General features: G+C 42.4%; 13 protein-coding genes and 1 pseudogene. 1 reads left to right on the top strand and 13 read right to left on the bottom strand.

What is annotated here, in order from left to right; all coding sequences use genetic code 11:
- Positions 1 to 4 precede the first annotated feature (4 nt).
- Complete coding sequence (locus ACY8D0_RS01750; RefSeq protein ID WP_462408793.1) at positions 5 to 1,558, bottom strand: NAD(P)H-hydrate dehydratase; 1,554 nt, start codon at positions 1,556 to 1,558, stop codon at positions 5 to 7.
- A 219-nt stretch (positions 1,559 to 1,777) separates the two neighbouring features.
- Between ACY8D0_RS01750 and ACY8D0_RS01745 the strand changes: the two are divergent.
- Positions 1,778 to 2,771 (top strand): annotated as a pseudogene (locus ACY8D0_RS01745) (NADPH:quinone oxidoreductase family protein).
- A 47-nt stretch (positions 2,772 to 2,818) separates the two neighbouring features.
- Here the strand turns inward: ACY8D0_RS01745 and ACY8D0_RS01740 are convergent.
- The 12 genes from ACY8D0_RS01740 to ACY8D0_RS01685 all read right to left on the bottom strand — a co-directional run bounded on the left by ACY8D0_RS01740 (position 2,819) and on the right by ACY8D0_RS01685 (position 18,076).
- Positions 2,819 to 3,649, bottom strand: coding sequence for an energy-coupling factor transporter transmembrane component T family protein (locus ACY8D0_RS01740; RefSeq protein ID WP_462408792.1), 831 nt, complete (start codon positions 3,647 to 3,649; stop codon positions 2,819 to 2,821).
- A complete protein-coding gene (locus tag ACY8D0_RS01735; protein WP_462409920.1) occupies positions 3,640 to 5,352 on the bottom strand; it encodes an ABC transporter ATP-binding protein in 1,713 nt (570 codons plus the stop codon). The genes ACY8D0_RS01740 and ACY8D0_RS01735 overlap by 10 nt, the downstream gene beginning before the upstream one ends.
- 80 nt (positions 5,353 to 5,432) lie before the next feature.
- On the bottom strand, positions 5,433 to 5,996 hold the full coding sequence (locus tag ACY8D0_RS01730) for an ECF-type riboflavin transporter substrate-binding protein (RefSeq protein WP_462408791.1): 564 nt from the start codon (positions 5,994 to 5,996) through the stop codon (positions 5,433 to 5,435).
- A 46-nt stretch (positions 5,997 to 6,042) separates the two neighbouring features.
- Complete coding sequence (locus ACY8D0_RS01725; protein ID WP_462408790.1) at positions 6,043 to 6,894, bottom strand: SAM hydrolase/SAM-dependent halogenase family protein; 852 nt, start codon at positions 6,892 to 6,894, stop codon at positions 6,043 to 6,045.
- Between the two features lie 160 nt (positions 6,895 to 7,054).
- Entirely contained in the window at positions 7,055 to 8,605 is a 1,551-nt protein-coding gene (locus ACY8D0_RS01720; RefSeq protein ID WP_462408789.1) for an ATP-binding protein, read from the bottom strand.
- A gap of 368 nt (positions 8,606 to 8,973) precedes the next feature.
- Complete coding sequence (locus ACY8D0_RS01715; protein ID WP_462408788.1) at positions 8,974 to 10,410, bottom strand: amino acid permease; 1,437 nt, start codon at positions 10,408 to 10,410, stop codon at positions 8,974 to 8,976.
- A 151-nt stretch (positions 10,411 to 10,561) separates the two neighbouring features.
- Positions 10,562 to 11,242 (bottom strand): YdeI/OmpD-associated family protein, encoded by a 681-nt coding sequence (locus ACY8D0_RS01710; protein ID WP_462409919.1) that lies wholly within the window; start codon positions 11,240 to 11,242, stop codon positions 10,562 to 10,564.
- Between the two features lie 72 nt (positions 11,243 to 11,314).
- Positions 11,315 to 13,681, bottom strand: a complete 2,367-nt coding sequence (locus ACY8D0_RS01705; RefSeq protein WP_462408787.1) for a polyprenyl synthetase family protein — start codon at positions 13,679 to 13,681, stop codon at positions 11,315 to 11,317.
- A gap of 326 nt (positions 13,682 to 14,007) precedes the next feature.
- Positions 14,008 to 15,399: a 23S rRNA (uracil(1939)-C(5))-methyltransferase RlmD gene (rlmD, locus tag ACY8D0_RS01700; RefSeq protein WP_462408786.1), complete on the bottom strand. Its 1,392-nt coding sequence runs from the start codon at positions 15,397 to 15,399 to the stop codon at positions 14,008 to 14,010.
- Between the two features lie 17 nt (positions 15,400 to 15,416).
- Positions 15,417 to 16,283 carry a DNA-3-methyladenine glycosylase family protein gene (locus tag ACY8D0_RS01695; RefSeq protein ID WP_462408785.1) on the bottom strand — a complete coding sequence of 289 codons (867 nt, stop codon included), beginning with the start codon at positions 16,281 to 16,283 and terminating at the stop codon, positions 15,417 to 15,419.
- Positions 16,284 to 16,360: 77 nt separating this feature from the next.
- On the bottom strand, positions 16,361 to 17,125 hold the full coding sequence (gene pdaA / locus ACY8D0_RS01690; RefSeq protein WP_462408784.1) for a delta-lactam-biosynthetic de-N-acetylase: 765 nt from the start codon (positions 17,123 to 17,125) through the stop codon (positions 16,361 to 16,363).
- A 60-nt stretch (positions 17,126 to 17,185) separates the two neighbouring features.
- Entirely contained in the window at positions 17,186 to 18,076 is an 891-nt protein-coding gene (locus ACY8D0_RS01685; protein ID WP_462408783.1) for a nuclease-related domain-containing protein, read from the bottom strand.
- Between the last annotated feature and the right edge of the window lie 167 nt (positions 18,077 to 18,243).

The following is an 18,243-nucleotide window of genomic DNA, read 5'->3' as shown; positions in this document are numbered from 1 at the left end:
TTTCCTAATCATTCTTGCTATTCAATAAGTCCTTCACCCCATCAATGATATCAAGCGGGACCACACCATAATGGGAGAGGCTCTTGGCTTTCTCCTCACCAGCCCTTGCATGTAAATAACTTGCACTAATAAGCGCCTTTAACGGGTCTGTCCCTTGTGCCAAAAACGATGCGGTCATGCCTGTCAGGACATCGCCACTTCCGCCTTTCCCAAGTGCATCATGACCATGTGGGTTAATATAAACTTGCCCATCAGGACTGGCAATAATGGACCGATGTCCTTTTAATAGTAAATACACATGGTTTGTCCGGGCAAACGTCTTGGCGATCTCTATCCGGTCAGATTCCACATCTTTGACTGATTTATTCAATAACCTTGCCATTTCACCCGGGTGCGGTGTAAATATGACCTTTCCTTCAAACCTGCGGATGATATCCAGGTCGTTCCGAAGCAAATAAAGGGCATCCGCATCCACGACTAGTGACTGATGGGTAAGGGCACCAATCAATCCCAGCAGCCATTCTTCCCCGCCTGTAAACCTGCCGATGCCCGGACCAATCGCGATACTATCAAATTGTGGCAAGAGTGGAATCAGCTCTTCTAAAGCTTGAATGGCAAAGTGGCCATCTCGGTCCGCTAAAGGCACGAATAAGGACTCCGGATTCTGTGCCGCTGCCATTGGATAAATGCAGTCAGGAACAGCCAATGTCACCAATCCCGCTCCTGAATGGAGTGCCGCCTTGGCCGCAAAAACAGGAGCGCCGACAAACTGGCGGGAGCCTCCTATAACTAACACATGGCCAAAAGTGCCCTTATGCCCGTTTTGGGGCCGGGCAGGTATGGCATTCCGGACCAGGGAATCTGTGATGATTTTTGGCATGTCCAGTTGTAATTCCCTAACGGCAAAAGCAGGCACGGAGATATCAACTGCCTTCCACTCACCGACATGCATGGGGCCGTCCTGCAGGAAAAAGCCTTGTTTCGGAAAGACAAACGTAATGGTTCTGTCTGCTTTAATGGCAATACCGGCCGCCTTCCCAGTATCACTGCTGAGGCCGGAAGGAATATCAACAGAAATAATCAATTTTTTCCCTCTATACTCATTAACCATTGAAATAACTTGATTAAACGGCTTTCTAACCATTCCATTCACACCTGTCCCTAAAATCGCGTCTACAATAATATCCGCCTGCTCTAATTTTGCCTGAAGTCCGCTTATATTTTGTCCATCCAAATAATACACAGGCAGGTTTCGCTTGATATAAGCATCAAAGTGAACCTTTGCATCCCCCTTGATACGGTCAGGGGGGACTAGCAAACATAACAACGGATTCCAGCCCAAATCGGCCAGCCTTCGGGATATGACAAAACCATCGCCGCCATTATTCCCACCCCCGGCAAGGATCACGACCCTCGGAATATCACACGGTCTATGGTTAATGATTTCCTCAACAACCCTTGCACCCGCATTTTCCATTAAAACAATGCCAGGCAGCCCTAGCGCATTCATCGTATATTCATCCATTTGCCTCATGTCCCTTTGACTCGCCGCATACATCGATATCCCTCCTGTGACGCATATTTACTTTTATTATACGGGTTTCCCGGATAACTTTCAGGGAGTTAGTATCATTTCTCGCAGGGGATTCAGTACGTTATTTTGTGAATTTATTATGATATATTCAGGAATGCGACAAATATTTTGGGATGAATGTAGTAAGATAGAATATATTCTTACATTAAAAATAGGTATTTCATATGAAAGGGAGCCATAAATATGAACGAAGTTTTTAAAGCGCTAGTAGTCGATAAAAAAGATAACGATTTTTCGGTTGAAATCAGAAGTCTATCTTTTGATGATCTTCCTGCCGGTGATGTTGTAATCAAAGTCGCCTATTCAAGCATTAACTACAAAGATGGACTGGCCAGCACAGCGGAAGGAAAAGTAGTCAGATCATATCCGTTTGTTCCAGGCATTGATTTGGCAGGAACCGTAATATCTTCTCAGGACCCACGGTTTCATGAAGGTGATGAAGTGATTGCCACCTCCTATGAAATTGGGGTTTCCCATTACGGAGGTTTCAGTGAATATGCCCGAATTCCTGGTGACTGGATTGTCCCGCTGCCGGAAAATTTATCTTTAAAAGAGGCAATGGCTTATGGAACAGCAGGGTTTACTGCAGCTCTGTCAATTCAGAGACTTGAGGAAAACGGATTAACTCCTGAAAAGGGCAAAGTGTTGGTAACGGGAGCAACTGGAGGCGTGGGAAGCCTGGCTGTGGCCATGCTGGCAAAGAAAGGATTCCACGTGGCGGCCAGCACAGGCAAGGAAACAGAACATGAGTACTTACATAAACTTGGGGGGAAAAGAAACGATTTCTCGTCAAGAAGTATATACCGGAAAAATCAAGGCCTTGGATAAGCAGCAATGGGCCGGTGCCGTGGACCCTGTAGGCGGAGAGTTTCTGGCAGCAGTTCTTAGCAAGATTCAATACAACGGGGCGGTGGCCGTGAGCGGATTGACCGCGGGAGGGAATGTTCCAACGACCGTGTTCCCTTTTATTCTTCGCGGAGTCAGCCTGTTGGGAATTGATTCCGTCTATTGCCCTATGGAAGTAAGAAAAGAGCTTTGGAAACGGATGGCTGCCGATCTAAAACCCGACGGACTGCTAGACACCATCTCCCATGAAGTTGATTTGGAAGCATTGCCTGAAACACTCCCGCTTATTTTAAAAGGACAAGCAAAGGGAAGATTTATTGTCAAACTATAATGACGGTACAGAAGCCCTCATCGACAAGGATGAAGGCTTCTTAACTGTTACAGAAATGGATTATAAAACCTGTCCCCGTCATAAAATGTGACCGTTATTGATAGGACAAATAAAAATGCAATGAAAAACAGCGCCACATAATCGTTACGCTTGAAAGGCCGAGCACTGTACCATGTCCTTTGGTTGTTTTTGCCAAAGCCGCGGAGATCCATGGCATTGCTTATCGTTTCAATCCGGTCGAGACTGGATAAAATAAGTGGAAAAATAATCAATGCCGCATTTTTCATCCGCTTTGCCATTTTTTCCTTATGGGACATGTCAAGTCCCCTGGCTTGCTGTGCTAAGGCTATGTTCCGGTAATCCCGCTGGATATCAGGTATATACCTTAAAGCAATGGCCACGGAAAAGGCAATCGAATAACTTACACCAATTCTATTTAGCGACGAGGCAAATTCACTCGGATGGGTCGTGACCATGAATAACAAGGCGGCTGGTATGACTGTCAGATATTTAAGCGTGATATTCATTTGATAAAACAACTGTTCAATGGTTAGGTTATAGCGACCTGCCAGAGAAAATATTACATGCTGTGTCTTATAAATTTTCACTCCCTCTTCCGGTGAAAAAATATAAATCGCAATATTATTGATTAGCAAAAATAGCAAGATAAACGCCAGGATAAAGGCGACATCCGCGATTTTTACTTTTGAAACCATGAACACGATGACACTTACCACCAACAGCAGAAGCAGTACGCGTGTATCATAAGTTAGCATGGCGGCAAACGACCACATGATAAAACAAAGAAGCTTCGTCACACCGGTCAAATGATGGATTGGGGACTTTCTATCAAGGTAAGAAAGCATTTCTACTGCCATTTCCGTCTTACCACCTTGTCATGGGCAATAAATCTTTGCACAAATCTTTTTGCGTCTGTCACACCGGCACTAACTGCCAAATCAAATAATGAAGTCTCTTTTAAATTAGCCTTTCCAACCACGGTTGGGTCTGCCAGCACATGAACCGCTTGGTCATCCGCGATTTTTTCCCCATCGGATAGGACAATGGCCCGCGGGGTGTACTCCAGCATTAGGTGCATATCGTGTGTAATCATGATAATAGTGATACCCAGTTCGTTTAGTTCCAGTAAAAACTCCATAATTTCCGTGTAATGGCGAAAATCCTGGCCTGCTGTCGGTTCATCAAGGATAAGAATCTTTGGCTGTAAAACTAAAATTGACGCGATTGTCACCCGTTTCTTTTGCCCAAAGCTTAAAGCGGAAATGGGCCATTTTCGATATGGGAGGAGGCCGCAAACTCTTAAGGTTTCGTCCACTCTTTGTTTGATTTCTGTTTGGGGCACCCCATGAATGGCCAGCCCTAAAGCCACTTCATCATAAATCATATGCTTCGAAATCATATGGTTGGGATTTTGCATGACCAATCCCACTTTTAATGCCCGTTCTTTAATTGTATCTTCTGCCGCATCATGCCCGTCCATAATGATTCTTCCTGAGTTCGGACGCTCGAATCCGCAAATCAACTTCGTCAGCGTGGATTTTCCCGCTCCATTTTTTCCTATAATACTGACCATTTCCCCTGCGGCAATCGAAAAAGAAACATCGTTGAGGATTTTTTTCCCGCCCCGATAGGTAAAATGGATATTCTCCAGCTGTAATATTGGTTTAGTACTTTGTTTTGGCTCCAGTGGTTTCACTGCTTCCAACCAGTCTAGCAACTGGGTCTTGCAGCCATCAATATCTATTGTATCAATATGCTGCGGTTGCATTTCGGACGTTATTTTACAGCCCGCATACTTTAATGCACGGATATAAAGCGGCTCACGAACGGACACACGTTCCAACACATCTGTTGCAAGCAGTTCAGCCGGAGAAAGGTCGGAGACAATTTGTCCGTCGTGGACCACAATAATTCTGTCCACGTTGCGGAATAATACATCCTCGAGCCGGTGCTCAATAATGACCACTGTTTTATTCCGGTCCCGGTTTAATTGATCAATAAGTTCCACTGTATGTTTTCCAGTGGCCGGGTCGAGATTGGCCAATGGTTCATCAAAAAGAAGAATGTTAACATCGTTCACCATGACACCCCCAAGGGCGACTCTTTGCTTCTGGCCGCCAGAAAGCGAGTGCAAAGAAGAACTAAGGTGGTCAGACATGCCAACAATTCCGGCCGCTTCCTTTACTTTCGGAATCATTACCGCCTGCGGCAAACAATCATTTTCTAAAGAAAACGCCAAGTCCTCGGCCACCGAGAGTCCAATAAATTGCCCGTCCGGATCCTGCAAAACGGTCCCAACCATTTTGGAAATGGAGGAAATGGGTTCGCTCCTTGTGTCTATTCCCATGATTTTCAGGCTTCCTGTTATGTCCCCTTTATAGGAATGCGGCACCAACCCGTTGATACAATGCCCGATTGTACTTTTCCCGGACCCTGACGGCCCGACAATAAGAACTTTCTCTCCCTCGTAAACTGTCAAATTAACGTTCGATAATGTGGGCTTTGCCTGGCTCCGATATTTAAATCCGAAATTGGTAAACTCAATCATTGGTTTTTTCATCATGTCTCCTGACGTCCTGGGATAATAATGGTTTGGGGGACCAAATCTCCCAAGGTAAACAAGCTTTAGAAATAATTTATTTACAGAGTTTCTTCTTTTTCAAGGCTATCGCTCTTGCTTCTAGTTTTAGCATACGCAAGCAGCAATAACGTTCCAATCACACCTACCGTTACCATGTTGGATATTCCGGCAACCAGGCCTTGAACAAAAACTTTATTGGCCGGTTCGGCATAAATCAAAATATCCAATGCTGGGGCAATCAGCAACCAGCCAAACGCTTGAACAATGACTTGTGAAACATTAAAGGTGATGATCTGTTTTGCCCCAAATATCCCGTCCTCAATTTTGATATTCCTTGCAGCATATCCAATTAAAAAGCCTACAAATGCTGAGACAACCACCCAGCTCCACCAGGGGGACCCGTAAAAAATGGCATCCTTTAATGCATGGCCAATTAATCCAATCAGCCCCCCTGCCACAGGGCCAAATACAACAGCCATTAAAGCAAGAAATGCGTAAGACGTTTCCACCGTTGTATTCGGAATTCCCGTCGGAATGGAAACAAATCTGCCCAAGATGACAAATACAGCAGTCCCAATTCCAATAGCGACAATAGTTTTTGTCGATAGACGATTTTTCGCCAATTTTGCCAACTCCTTTTTAAATTTTTTAGATTATAAACATAGTTTATTAAAACCTTTTTTCCGCCTTCATCAAGGTCATGGTCCAGTTTGCCCCCGCCCCAATATGATAGGCGTTTGCAAATGACCCTTGATTAATGGCTACTCCCAAATTATCCAAGGAATTTACATACACTAGCGGCTCGCCGACCAAGCTGTCAGCAAAGGAGCGGCCGAACGTCATCATGTTTTCGTACACCTGACGGGTACCATTTCCAATGGTTACTTTTAATCGATCACCATATTGTATGCCTGCTTCTTTTAATAAATGGCGATGAATATTGGTCCACAAATTTCCAAACCTTACATCCAGTACTTCAATGATTCCAGTAATCTTCTTATCATTTAAACATGCCGTTGGCAAAGGCAGCTCCACCACGGATTCAACTTCCGCTGCCGGGCCGATTTCTTCCAATCTAATGATTCCGGCTGCGAGCCGGGCACCCGTATAGGCATAAATATCTCGGCCATGAAAGGTATAGGATTCCCCCGAGTTTGGCAATCGGTTGGCTGTTTCATCCAAAATTCTAGCTTCTGTTATGCCAATAGCCCTTTTGATGTGTGTTAAAGTTCCGTTATCCGGTGTAATAATGTATTTATGGTCTATCGTTTTTACCACGATACTTCTGCGATCTGTGCCGACACCAGGGTCCACCACAGAAACAAAAACCGTGCTTTCCGGCCAATAGGAGATGGTCTGCAAGAGCCGATAGGATGCTTCCCATATGTTGTACGGCGGTATATCATGGGTTAAATCAAAAATGCGTAAGTTCCTATTGACAGAATAGGCCACCCCATACATGGCGCTGACTGCCCCATCACTGATTCCAAAATCCGATTGCAACACTAACGCCTCACTCATTATATTCCTCCTTTTTTCAAATTATTTTCGGTTCATATATAATGAGTATAACAACAAATTCTATTAATAGAAATAAATTATAAATCTAGTAAAATATTGAAAATACAATAAAAAAAACATCTGCCAGTTCCCTGGCAAATGTTTTTTAATACGATCTTATTTATTTGTGGAATCCCACTTCATTCAAGGCAAGTTTCAATGAACCTTTAAATTCTGCCTGTGAAGTGAGGCGGATGCCACGGGAAATGAGGCTTTTTACTAATTCCGCACGCAACCCGGTTAGAATGGTTTTGCAGCCCATGATGGAAATACCATCAATAACTTTTACCAAATCATTTGCTGCATTTGTATCTATGTATGCTACACCGGAAAGATCAATAATGAGGGTATGTATATGGTTTGTTTCAATTTCAGCAAGGGCCCTATCTTGAATCGTCATGATTCGCCTGTCATCAATCGTGCCAATTAATGGCAAGATACAGATTTCCTCATTTAATGGGATGATCGGGACGGACAAATGCTCTACTAATTTATGCTGTTTCTCCAGCAATTCATCTTTGAATTTTGAATAGCTGATAAAGAAATACGTAAGGAACTGGTCCATCAAATCATTTATACTTTTCTCCAAAGGAAAAAAGCTTGTCCGATCGGCCTCCGTTACGTTAAGCAAATCATATTGGTAAAGAAAATTCCACATGGTTCTCCGGATCGCTTTTACCCATTCTAGCTTCAAGGCAAGTGTTAAGGAATGTTTAGCCCAAGCAACACCTTCCTGCTTCGCAAACATGATTAATTCGTGCTCCCGGCCTTCCACGATAAACAGAACAAGTTTATGGGCGTTATTCAATAAATTGATATTCCCGATACTTTGAATTTCATCAATTTGGTCTTTTACATTGATGGCCTCATCGAGCAACTTCTCTTCAAAGTCCTTCCGGTTACCTAAGAAAAAGTCTTTTATGGAAGATGCTTCTTCATATTCTAAAGGCAATGCTTTCACCCCATTTGGATTCAACTGTCCCTGCAAAGGGATTCTAATTGTGAATGTCGTGCCCTGATTTTCTTTGCTGTCTACCATAACTTTTCCGCCGTGCTGATAGATAACCGAAAAGACTTGCATTAACCCCATGCCGGTTCCGTTTTCCTTCGTCGTAAAGAACGGAGTCCCTAGCATCGAGAGTTTTTTAGGAGGGATGCCCACGCCAGTATCTTGGATGGTAACCACTATGTCATTTTGCTCCAATTTATGGGTGAGTATCAGCGTCCCATTGCCTTCCATTGATTCTATGGCATTCTTTATCAAATTAAAAAAAGCCTTTTTAAATTGATTCTTCTTTCCAACAATAGGAGTATCCATGTTATCAAAGTTAGTTTTGACCGTGATATCATAAAGTTTATCTTGGAATAAATTTAAGATTGATTCCAATTCTACTGACAGATTGATTTTTTGGACTTCTTCCTCTTCCAAATCGGGTTTGGAGACTTGAAGCAGATTATTTAACGTGATTAGAGCATTTTCTAATTCTGACTGGGCAATTTCCAAATATTCATTACTCTGCTCCTGCTGAAGCAACTGCAAAAATCCTTTCACGGCTGTCAATGGATTCTTTACCTCATGAGCGATCCCGGCTGCAATTTGGCCGACAGACGCCAGCTGGCTTAGGTGAGCGTCACTTCCCGTTCCTGCTAATTGGCCCTCTTCCATCTTCATTCGCTTTACTCCTCTCTGAAATAATCATAAGATGAAATTTATTATATTTCCATTATTTAGAGTTACTAAATTAAGTGTATCAGAAAAACCCTTTCTGCATAGTAAAAACTACCATATTTAATTGGGAAAGTTTTAAAAAACTCCTATTTATTCCTTTTAGTTAAAAATATGGCTCTGTTGAACGAATGATTGATTTTTTAATTCTTTTGATTGGAGCGGATAAGCTCGACTCCTGCAGGAGTACGAGGCTGGGGAGCCTCCTCGGCACCCCAGCGGGTTGGGTTTGCTGAGCTTCTTTCGCAGCAATCAACAGCCAAATTTAACAATGCCAAAATAAAAAGCCTTTCGAAGATGGAAAGGCTCATGTTTTAATCATTATTCTCTTTATCGGGATTGGAAAGTTCCTCTGAAAATTCCGTGAGTAAATTTGGCTGATAGTTTTGCGGTTGCAAATGTTTATTAGCGGTAATTTTGTTGCGGGACTTGAAGCGAACCCTCACGGCATAATAAATCAGGGCATAAAATAGGACCATGACAATTCCCGCGATAAGACCCGTTCCTTGTCCAGGAATAAACGGCATACTGATTAGGACAATAACCATGCTCACTAGAGCAATCCAAGAGGTGTACGGGAATCCCGGCATCTGGCAAATTCCATCGGGAGGACAGCCGTCCCTTTTGCGAAAACGGATATGACTGGCCATAATCACGGCATAGGTAAAAATCAGGGCAAATCCGCCCGTACTAATCAACACTAAATAAACCCTTGGAAACAATAGTCCAAACCCTAATCCCGCCAGCATGGCCAGACCAGAAAACAAAATCCCTCGGTATGGGACATCACGTCGGTCCCTCAGCCATCCCGGTGCATGCCCTTCCTCCGTAAGCGAGCGAATCATTCTCCCAAGACCGAAAATGGCCGCCAACATCGCCGAAAGAATCGCAGAAATCAGCACCAAGTTGATAACGGCTCCAGCCCAGCCAATTCCCCATCTAGTCAGGGACGCGACCATCGGGCTAACCGTTTCATTTAATGACGACGTCGGAATAAGTGGAAGAAGTACCGCCGCATAAGCAATATATAACCCTACAAGAGCGAAAACAGTATTTCGAATCGCCTTTGGAATCGTTTCTATTGGGTTCCTGGCCTCCGTTGCAGCCAAAGCGATGATTTCAAAGCCTGCATAAGCAAAAATAACGAGCAGCATACTGCCGGCGATCCCTGTAATCCCTCCCGGCATTAACGGCTCCCTTGCCAACTCGCCCATCCCTATTGGGGCAGCATTGGGAAGAACGCCAAAAATCAGCGCTATACCCGTAAGGATAAAAAATATGATTGCGAATATCTTTACACCCGAAAGGGCACTTGCAAGCCTTCCAACTTTATCGGCCCCCAAAAGGTTCAGAAGCGTTACACCAATGATAATCGAACTTCCCAAAATTCCAATAGAAACCTTAGGAAACCACTCACGAATTAGTATGGAAATTGCTGTAGCCTCACTTGACATCGATAAAACGGTTCCTGTCCAATATAACCAGCCGGTTATGAACCCCATCGCGGTACCAAGCTCTCGGGAGGCGAAAATACTGAACGACCCGGCTGTCGGATTGGCCACTGTCATCTCGGATAGTGCGTATAAAATAAAATACACTATTATTCCCGCCAAAACATAGGAAATTATTATGGATGGCCCTGCTGCATTTATGGCCACCGAGGACCCGAGGAAAAATGATCCCCCAATCACACTTCCCAATGCCATCATGGTTAAGTGTCCGGCAGACAATCCTTTTTGTTTAGTCTCCATTCTTTCTTTTCTCCCATACCAAATTATTTTGTTGCAACAAGATGAAGTTATTATTTGCCTTAAATTTGAAAAAGATTCCCTCAGAATAGGACTGCCCATTCTGCTGATAAATAAAAAAGCCCCTAAACAATCCGTTTAAGGGCGGGCATTCTTATTTATGATCTCTTACATACAAATCTCTTGTCTTATAGCCGGAGCCAAGAATTTTTTTCATTTCCTCACGCCGTTTTGTTTTGGTTGCTTCTTGTTTTGCGCTATAGACATAACGCGCCCAATCCTTTCTATACCCTTCGGTAAGGGATTGGTAGAATTCCAGCAGATGGGGAGTGTCTTGCAAATCTTTTTCTACTTCTGGAATTAAGTCAATATAATCATCCACACATTGGCTCGCTTTGGAAGATGACTGCTTTTTGGATGTGGATTTAGATTCTTCTTTTAATCCGACAACGGTAAAAATTTCATCCAGTCCGACCATCCGGGAAAACTTAATCGTGCTGTCACCAACAAAACCGTCCTCGTTTACATCCAAACCTGGAAACAATTCATCTCGGTGGACAAAAGTGGGATATACTTTATTCCCCTTTTTCGGATAGGCTAAAAACAAATATCCATTTTTATCGAGATGATGATGTTCAATGACTTTGTACACCAGTTCTTTTAGGGAGTCCAAATCAAGCACGAAGGCAAAAATCAGATCATAAGAAGAATGGGCAAGCTCTGTTTCGTAATGGTCGAGCCCTTCCAGATAATTTGCACCTTGCGGCATGTTCAGAACAGCTGCTTTTTTATATTTTTGTAAATTTAATTTTTCGACAATTGTTTTGGCCATGATACCACCCATTTCATTTAATCAGCTGCTATTTCATAGTTTATCTCAACCTCTAAAGACCAACAACTCAATTCCCTAGTGATCCCTGTTTATAATATAATTCAAAAAATGTTTTAAAAATGCCACGTTACGCGGTATACCCCGGAGGGCTTCCTCTGCGTAACAGTAATGGTCCCACATTGCTTTCCTGGCATTTTCCAACCCTAGGATCGACACAAAAGTAGAATTGTTGTTTTCCACATCCATGCCGGTTGATTTTCCTAAAATCGTTAAACTTCCCTCTACATCGAGCAAGTCATCTTTAATCTGAAAGGCAATGCCGGCGTGACGGGCAAATTTTTTCAAACTATCCATTTCCTTGTTATCAGCTTGAGCCAGTATGGCAGGCATCACCAGTGAAGCTTCAAAAGCCAGTCCCGTCTTATAAAATGATAACAAATTCAACTGCTCCAAGGTCATTGATTTACCTTTTGACTCCAAATCCATTGTTTGACCCATGCAAATTTCGCCTGTTACTTTAGCTGAATACCGGATTAATTGCAGTACCGCTTTTGCATCAAACTGCTCAAGGGAAGCCTGTTCCTCCGTTGCCTTTTGAGTGAGAAAAAGTCCTGACAATTCAGCTATTGCCATGTTATAGGCTATATGGAGCGTGGGACGCCCCCTGCGGATGGGAGCATTGTCCTGTGACGGAAGGTCGTCAAAAATTAACGATGCCGTATGCATATATTCCAACGACCGCAATAATGGCATCATGGCCGATGGGTCTAAGCCATAACCGTTAACACCCAGTAAATAGGTAATGACAGGTCTTAACCGTTTTCCATTGCCGTTCAAACTATAATTGGCCGCATCGATGAGCGGTACATTCAAGGTAGAGATAGTGTCGTTTTTGGAAAGTGATAGGTTTTGGTTAATGTGTTTGCGTACATCTTCAATGGCAGCCAAAAACTCTTCCTTTCCACTTCGTTCATTTTTCAAGCTCTGAATCACATGATCCCTTAACAGCTTATCAAAAAAATCCACATCATTCGCTTTTCGAACCATTCGCTGGATTAAAGGATAAAATTTTGGAAGACCTGTAGCCAAAAGCTCCATTACTTCCTCATATCTTCTTGATTTTTGGCGCTCTTTAAATCTTTTCAATCCATTGATTGCACGGTCCAAAATGACCTCACGTGTCAATGGATTGGTACGATATACATGATGAATCAGGTAATAGATGACTGCCCAATATAATTCAAAAGGGTTAACCAGGTCCGGACGCTCTTTATGGTATTTGATAAAATAAGTATAAGGAGTTACTCTTCCTTCCCCTAGATCGTCAAACATATCTGCAAAATCGTCCGCAAGCTGATTATAAATACCATAGTAAAAAGTCCGCTGGTCGTAGCCTTCATCTGGAGGAGCACTAATGACGGAACGGACAATTAAACGCGAAGAAGCTGATTTTAAGATAATTGGAATATATAATTCTTCATTCGAATAATTTCCGTTTGCGAGGTCCTTTTGCCTGTCCATTTCCTGGGACTGAAAAAATACAAAAGCTTGCTCGAAGAACAGTTTGGCCGTCTCTTTCTGCTGATGGACCCTAATATATTCAAAAGCCTCGCCGAGCTCTCTATGAATATATCGAATTAAGTCTAATTTTTCCCCGGACCATTCTTCCAAGTTTGGAACCCTACCCGTAAGAAGAGCAGTACGAATGAACTTTGAATATTGTTTTTTCTCCGTTTCAGTCAACACGTTTGCATCAAGCAGGTCATCAATGAACGGATATGTCAGACCATAAGAATAGCCTAAGCGAATGGCTTTATCCAGTCTGTCGGCCCGTTCTTCATTCGATATGCCTTTTTCAATTTCGTCAATCACATTCATAACCACACCGGCAATAATTTTTATAAGCTTCCGGACAGCATGTTCCGAATCCATTCCGCTGGGAATATGTAATGAAACTTTCTTTAGCTTATCTAATAACCAGATAATGGCGGATTCAATACCTTCCTTTTGCGACCATCGGTACAAACCAGCCAGGCTCATCAACTCTGCTTTTTCCTCATGATTTGCGGTCAAATGATTTTTTAGCCCATCCACTGTAGAACGGATTTTAGTCCATGTATCCGGGACATCCAACGCTTTTCCCAAGTCCCTCATATAAATGTAAGAAATGCTGCGTTCCAAATAAGCATCTAATTTATCGGTAGAGTTGAGCCATTGGATATATTTTTGATAATGTTCTGGATTGGGCTTTTGTGTTTTAGAAAAAATGTTAAAAAAAGGATAATGAATATGGTTTTTCTTCCATGCTTGCATGTCTTCTAATAGGGTGGAAACATAGTTTTTTTGCGAGACTAATAAATAAAGTGAATCAAAATAATGCCTTGCTTTCTCCTCGGAAAGGCGGAAAACTGTATCGGAATTCTTTGGCACGGCCTCTTTCATACGGACATTTCCCCTACTTATATTGGATGTTGGCTTGTTTAAGAATGATCGTCTTAATTCAGTATAGATTACGTTGTTTATAACAACAATATAACGACTTCTAAATAATTGATGGAAAGTTTCCCGACTCCCTGATTAAAAATTGACACTGGCATTACTATTGATATGGTGACGAAGAAAAAGGCATGCCTACATTGGCACGCCTATTGTCACAATTTATAGAAACATATTAATTTGGTGTCGTATTTCTTCTTTTTAAAAAATATAAAACACTACCAGCTAAAATTCCGCACTTGGAATACTCTTTATGGCTTGCGAAAGTTTTTTTAATCGGAACTAACCTTTAAAATGAGTTGCGAGACACTCTCTACATGGGCTGTGTGTGGAAACATGTCAACAGGCTGGATATATTGCACATTAAACTTTGAACTTAACGTTTGGATGTCCTTCGCCAGCGTCGACGGATTGCAAGAAACATAAATCAGTTTTTTCGGTTTTACCTGTAGAATCGTCTGGATGAGTTGACGATCAAGACCTGTTCGTGGTGGATCGACTACGATAACGTCAGGTTTCCAACCTTTTTTGACCCATTTTGGCAGAACCTCTTCGGCTTTTCCAGGGACGTACTTGGTATTGGTGTATCCATGGCGCTTGGCGTTTTTCTTCGCATCTTCAATCGATTCAGGAATGACATCCATTCCGCGCACTTCTGCCGCTTGGTCTGCCAGCCATAACCCTATGGTGCCGACACCGCAGTAAGCATCTACCACTTTTTCCGTCCCCGTCAAACCGGCTGCTTCCTTGACCTCATTATAAAGCTTTACCGTTTGTACCGGATTTAATTGAAAAAATGTCCTGGCTGAAAGTTCAAACTGCAAGTCGCCAAGCGATTCTTGAATGAATTCCTCCCCGGCCAGTTTAACCGTTTCCTTGCCAAATATGAGAGAGGTTTTTTCCCCGTTTATATTTTGGACAATCGACTTCACATGCGGAAGTTTCTCTTGAATTTGCTGGATCAGTAATTCTTTTTTGGGCAGTTCTTTCTCTGAGGTGATGATGACGACTTGAAGTTCGCCTGATTGAACACCGACCCGCGTGACAATGGTTCGGACAATCCCTTTTCTCGTTTTTTCATTATAAATTGGGATTTTAAGCTCATCGAGGACACTTTTTACTGCATTTACGGCCTCTGTTGTCTGGGAATGCTGAACGGCGCAATGGTCGATGTCAATCAACTGATGGGAGTTCATTCCATATAACCCGGCTAGGACTTTTCCTTCCCTTTGCCCGACCTGAAAGCTGCTTTTATTCCGATAACCCCATGGGTTTTCCATACCAATGGTTTCACGGATATTGAGCTTAGATAAATCAAACTTGGTGTGCCGCTCCAATGCTTGAATGATAATATCTCGTTTTTCTTTTAGTTGTTGGTCATATTTAAGATGCTGCAGCTGGCAGCCACCGCATTGCTCATAAAAAGGACAGGGCGGCTGAACACGATAGGGAGATTTTTTTCGTATCTTTTTGATCTTTGCTTCAGCAAATTTAGGATTAATCTTGGTCGTTTCAACAACCACCTCTTCACCAGGCAAGGCACCCGGCACAAACACTACCTGCCTTTTAAAATAACCGACACCTTCACCATTAATACCGAGCCGTTTAATCGTCAGCGGGAAGGTTTGCTTTGGCTGTATTTTAATGCTTTGTTCCGTCTTCATAATGGTTCACTCCAAATTTATTCTATGCTTCGCCATAAATATAACGAGGCATAACTCAAATAAGGCTCCCAGTTCTTTTTATAAAATTCCATTTGTTCAATGGTCGGCTTTGTTTCCATCTGGTATAGCCTTTTTAATCCGTTTTGTATTCCAATATCGGCCAAAGGAAATAAGTTGGGACGGCCCAATCCAAACAGCAGGAAATTCTCGACAGTCCATTTGCCAACCCCGCGGATTTGGGTAAGCCGGTTGAAGATCTGGTCATCCTGAAGTTTTTTAAGCTCATTGAGGTCCAGTCCATTTTCGGTCATTTCCCTGGCGATACTAATGATATATTCTGCTTTTCTGCCGCTGAACTGCAGCTCCCTCAGTTGCTCCACTTTTAGCCCGGCAACCATGTCCGGCTGCGGAAAAAAACAAACACCCTCTTGTTCGTAGCCAAACTTTTTTACAAAGCGGTCGGTTAGTTTGTAAGCAAACGTCATATTGATTTGCTGGTGGATGATACATTTTACCAAGCTTCCGAACAAGTCAAAATCGAGGACAAGCGGAGTGCCGACAAATCGGTTGAAAATGTCCCTTAGGTCTGTTTGTTGAAAATGTTGCTGGATTTGCTTTAACGGCACATCCCATTGGAAAATTTCCGCAACCCTCTTTATAACTGCCCCTTTGGAATCATCTATTTTTCCCGTTAAGACAAAGGCGGGCTGCTCGGTGGTTCCGGTTGCCTTTACATTCACTACAGCAGAGCTCCCGCTTGCCACTATCGGGACTTTAATGGAACGTTCGGTTAAATCCAACTGTTTCAGCGGGTCTGGGGCATGCCTCTCCAACACACTGTCAAAATTATATGGGCCAGCGATCTGTATGGTTTCTTGCCACACGGGAGGTACCTTCCTTTATTATTTTCTCCGTATTATAGCATGAAACCGGAAAAAACCGAATTTCGACTGAAATCCGGTTACTTCTTTTTCATTAGGTGGTCAAGGCTTTTAAATTTATAGCCCCGTTTTTTAAGGTCTTGGATCGCTTTTTCCAAGGCATCTGCATTGTCTTTTGATACGGAGTGGAGCAGTATAATGCTTCCTGGATGAATTTGCTTCATGATGTTATCATACGCGTATTGCCAGCCTCTTTGCTGATTGATATTCCAATCGACATAGGCCAGCGACCAGAACACTTGAGTGTAGCCCTCTTCTTTAGCAATTTGAAGTGTTCGTTCGCTAAACACACCGCGCGGCGGACGGAGGTATTTCATTTCTTTTTGCCCAGTTAATTCTTTGGTCCTGTTCTTGATTTTTTGCAGTTCTTCCCGGATCCTTTGGTCACTTACCTGGGTAAAGTCCGGATGATGCCAGGAATGGTTCCCTATGATATGGCCCTCTTTGACGATTCGTTTTGACAGTTCTTGTTGAGACTCTAAAAAGTGCCCCGTGACGAAAAAGGTGGCTGGCACTTTTTCTTTTTTCAATACATCGAGAATTTTCGGTGTCTGGCCATTTTCGTAGCCGGCATCAAAGGTAAGATATAAGGTTTTGGAGTTCGGGTCACCTTTATAAACAGCACCGTACTTTTCTAGGAGTTGGTCATACGCGGCTCCCGCTTCCGGCGGATGCTCATCTGTCGCTCTTTTGAAACCCCAATGGATTGGCTGATTGGATACGGCGTATGTAACACTTGGAATAAACAACAGCAGTATAGCCATGATACTTAAGAATCGTTTCATACTCATCCCCCTGTTTTATTTTTAGTGTTAGGATTCAAACAGGGAATCATAGCTAGCATATTAAGGAAGTATTAGCGTTGTAGGCTGATGGTAGATGCGGCCTCGGTTTACTCCAGTGTAGGGGAGATTTAATTCATGAATATACTTTGTGGTAGTTCTTGAAGAGGGGAGATGAAGAAAATCACGAAGTTCTGGATTTGAAAAAAAGGGATTAATAACAAGAAAGTAATCATTTATGGCCTTGAGGAAGGCGTCTCTTGAGATATAGTGACAAATTGGGCATATCCAAATTTTCCTATTATATATCATTGGAATTGATAAACATTTAGGACACTGTACCCCTGTGATAATTTCCGGATTTCCTATTCCAAAAGTGGTTAATACGTCAAGTCTTTTGGGATTATGATGATCAATCAGTGTTTGGGATATTCTCTCTATAACCCCTTGATTTATGATATCTTTTTTATAACTTTTCTCATTTTCCCAAATTTTTCTTAAAAGGTCAGTTGCTTTACAAACTTTCTCTTTCGCTTCGGTGTATCCCTTGTCAATCATAATTTCTGTGGAGGATTTGGTTATAACAACATAGTATTCAATTGGCACAAATGGAATAACGTATCGATCAAAGAAATATCTGAGTAATATTTTGTGTCTCATACCTTGGTCTAAAGGATTTTCGTAAATTTCTCTTTTATCATTAAAGGTTTGAATCATTTGGTTTCTTTCAATTTTCAAGGATCCGGAGTGATTTTTTCCATCAAGGATAATGATATTTCGTTTGGAAAGCAGGAGGGCATCAATTTGAAAGAAGGAGTTTCCTTGGTTAGGTAATCGAAGATCGTGGAAAATATAATATTGTTCTTCCGGCAGTAGCTTTAGGTAGTAATTTAAAACTTTTTCTCCATTATACCCTGACCTCAATACCCGAATACTGTTTTTGATTTCGGGCATTCTGGTATGACTTTCTAATATCCTTCCCTCCAGTGCCTCACATTGCAGCAAAGGTATTGGGATTTCTAAGTCGCGGACTATCAGAATAATTACCTCCTTTAAATAACAGAATATATTAATGGTTCTATTCCATTTTAAAATTCCCTATGCTTTAGAGGATCCATTCT

This window comes from Neobacillus camarae, assembly GCF_054950115.1.
Note: the sequence above shows the minus strand (reverse complement) of the source record. Positions and strands in the feature narration are given on the sequence as shown.

Bases quoted from the DNA above. Each gene is read 5' to 3' on its own strand.
- ACY8D0_RS01750 (WP_462408793.1), bottom strand. From the start codon at position 1,558: ATGTATGCGGCGAGTCAAAGGGACATGAGGCAAATGGATGAATATACG.
- ACY8D0_RS01740 (WP_462408792.1), bottom strand. From the start codon at position 3,649: ATGGCAGTAGAAATGCTTTCTTACCTTGATAGAAAGTCCCCAATCCAT.
- ACY8D0_RS01735 (WP_462409920.1), bottom strand. From the start codon at position 5,352: ATGAAAAAACCAATGATTGAGTTTACCAATTTCGGATTTAAATATCGG.
- ACY8D0_RS01725 (WP_462408790.1), bottom strand. From the start codon at position 6,894: ATGAGTGAGGCGTTAGTGTTGCAATCGGATTTTGGAATCAGTGATGGG.
- ACY8D0_RS01720 (WP_462408789.1), bottom strand. From the start codon at position 8,605: ATGAAGATGGAAGAGGGCCAATTAGCAGGAACGGGAAGTGACGCTCAC.
- ACY8D0_RS01715 (WP_462408788.1), bottom strand. From the start codon at position 10,410: ATGGAGACTAAACAAAAAGGATTGTCTGCCGGACACTTAACCATGATG.
- ACY8D0_RS01705 (WP_462408787.1), bottom strand. From the start codon at position 13,681: ATGAAAGAGGCCGTGCCAAAGAATTCCGATACAGTTTTCCGCCTTTCC.
- rlmD (WP_462408786.1), bottom strand. From the start codon at position 15,399: ATGAAGACGGAACAAAGCATTAAAATACAGCCAAAGCAAACCTTCCCG.
- pdaA (WP_462408784.1), bottom strand. From the start codon at position 17,125: ATGAAACGATTCTTAAGTATCATGGCTATACTGCTGTTGTTTATTCCA.
- ACY8D0_RS01685 (WP_462408783.1), bottom strand. From the start codon at position 18,076: ATGCCCGAAATCAAAAACAGTATTCGGGTATTGAGGTCAGGGTATAAT.